This is a genomic window from Exiguobacterium sp. s95 (genome assembly GCF_018618655.1).
GTDB lineage: Bacteria > Bacillota > Bacilli > Exiguobacteriales > Exiguobacteriaceae > Exiguobacterium_A > Exiguobacterium_A oxidotolerans.
In genome coordinates, this window is sequence record NZ_JACSMM010000020.1 from 1 (window position 1) to 1,207 (window position 1,207).

At 47.4% G+C, this 1,207-nt stretch carries 10 tRNA genes and 1 rRNA gene; all 11 read left to right on the forward strand.

From position 1 onward, the window contains the following. Positions 1-88 (forward strand): 5S ribosomal RNA (gene rrf / locus KNP99_RS15110); the annotation flags it as partial. A gap of 72 nt (positions 89-160) precedes the next feature. Next, positions 161-236, forward strand: a tRNA-Asp gene (locus tag KNP99_RS15115). A gap of 27 nt (positions 237-263) precedes the next feature. Next, a tRNA-Phe gene (locus KNP99_RS15120) sits at positions 264-339 on the forward strand. Positions 340-348: 9 nt separating this feature from the next. Next, positions 349-424 (forward strand) — tRNA-Thr (locus KNP99_RS15125). Positions 425-440: 16 nt separating this feature from the next. Next, positions 441-516: transfer RNA gene (locus KNP99_RS15130), tRNA-His, on the forward strand. Between the two features lie 26 nt (positions 517-542). Continuing rightward, a tRNA-Lys gene (locus KNP99_RS15135) sits at positions 543-618 on the forward strand. Between the two features lie 7 nt (positions 619-625). Then, a tRNA-Leu gene (locus KNP99_RS15140) sits at positions 626-709 on the forward strand. Positions 710-723: 14 nt separating this feature from the next. Continuing rightward, positions 724-798, forward strand: a tRNA-Gly gene (locus tag KNP99_RS15145). Positions 799-834: 36 nt separating this feature from the next. Further along, positions 835-917, forward strand: a tRNA-Leu gene (locus KNP99_RS15150). An 8-nt stretch (positions 918-925) separates the two neighbouring features. Continuing rightward, a tRNA-Arg gene (locus KNP99_RS15155) sits at positions 926-999 on the forward strand. A gap of 5 nt (positions 1,000-1,004) precedes the next feature. After that, a tRNA-Pro gene (locus KNP99_RS15160) sits at positions 1,005-1,081 on the forward strand. Positions 1,082-1,207 lie beyond the last annotated feature (126 nt).

Sequence of the window (1,207 nt, forward strand, 5' to 3'; positions counted from 1 at the left end):
CCGTTCCCATGCCGAACACGGAAGTTAAGCACTTGAACGCCGAAAGTAGTTGGGGGCTTCCCCCTGTGAGGATAGGACGTTGCCAGGCATACTTTTTTAATAAAGTATTTGACAATTTTGACTGACTAATATAACATTATAGAAGTCGTCAAGTTACCACGGTCCTGTGGTGTAGCGGTTAACATGCCTGCCTGTCACGCAGGAGATCGCGGGTTCGAATCCCGTCAGGACCGCCATTTTTATTTACCGATCTTTTTCATTATGGCTTTGTAGCTCAGTCGGTAGAGCAGAGGACTGAAAATCCTCGTGTCGGCGGTTCGATTCCGTCCAAAGCCACCATTTACACCTGCCGGTGTAGCTCAGCTGGTAGAGCAACTGACTTGTAATCAGTAGGTCGCGGGTTCGACTCCTGTTGCCGGCACCATTTTTCATTTAATATGGCGGTTGTGGCGAAGTGGTTAACGCACCGGATTGTGATTCCGGCATTCGTGGGTTCAATTCCCATCAGTCGCCCCATTTTATTTTTAATTTAATACTAGTTTGTGTCATTAGCTCAGTTGGTAGAGCATCTGACTTTTAATCAGAGGGTCGCAGGTTCGAATCCTGCATGACACACCATTTTTATGCGGGTGTGGCGGAATTGGTAGACGCGCTAGATTTAGGATCTAGTGTCTTTGACGTGGGGGTTCAAGTCCCTTCACCCGTACCATTTATATTTATAATGCGGAAGTAGTTCAGTGGTAGAATACGACCTTGCCAAGGTCGGGGTCGCGGGTTCGAATCCCGTCTTCCGCTCCATTTTTTAAATAGAAGTAACAAAAAATAGCATAATTTGCGGTCGTGGCGGAATGGTAGACGCGCTAGGTTGAGGGCCTAGTGGTGGCAACACTGTGGAGGTTCAAGTCCTCTCGACCGCACTTATTATGCACCCTTAGCTCAGCTGGATAGAGTACTTGACTACGAATCAAGGGGTCGGGAGTTCGAATCTCTCAGGGTGCACTTTTCGGGAAGTAGCTCAGCTTGGTAGAGCACTTGGTTTGGGACCAAGGGGTCGCAGGTTCGAATCCTGTCTTCCCGACCATTATTATTATCGGACTTTGAAAACTGAACGATGAGGCAAAAACGTATCTTCGGATACAAACAATGAATGAAGCGCAAGCTTCGTCAACGTGACTTTTAGTCACACAAACGAGCAAGTCAAACACTT